This window comes from Lactobacillus sp. UMNPBX17, assembly GCF_002553735.1.
Lineage (GTDB): Bacteria > Bacillota > Bacilli > Lactobacillales > Lactobacillaceae > Lactobacillus > Lactobacillus gallinarum.
Genome location: NZ_PCYT01000181.1, coordinates 1 through 422, shown reverse-complemented (window position 1 = coordinate 422; position 422 = coordinate 1). Strand labels below are relative to the sequence as shown.

The 422-nt window shown below is 23.7% G+C and carries 1 protein-coding gene; it reads left to right on the top strand.

What is annotated here, in order from left to right; all coding sequences use genetic code 11:
* Window positions 1-48 precede the first annotated feature (48 nt).
* A partial coding sequence (locus CP368_RS10540) for a hypothetical protein (protein WP_233185895.1) occupies window positions 49-422 on the top strand: 374 nt, incomplete at its 3' end.

The following is a 422-nucleotide window of genomic DNA, read 5'->3' as shown; positions in this document are numbered from 1 at the left end:
TTTAATATGTATGCATTTTATTATGCTAGAGAAATATTTTACTTAGATATGCCATTATATTTTTATCGATTAGATCATATTACTGATTATGCTAAAAGACATCAAAGTGATATGGTAAAAATATTTAAGCCTGTTGTTGATGCAAGAACGACGGGGATTAAGGAATTAGGATTAGATAAAAATTCTGAAATATATGAATACTATTTGAAAGAAACAGCGGGTTTCTTTTTTGGAATAGTTAATAGTCTAATATTAACAAATAAGCGTTTCGAGAAAGAAGTAAAGCAGCTTAAAAATAACACTAACTTTAACATTCTTTTTAAAAATCAAAATATTAAAAAAATAAAAGACAAAAAAATGAGATATAAATTATTTTTGTTTGACCACAATTTAATCAGGCTTTATTCTATTATGTATAAAAT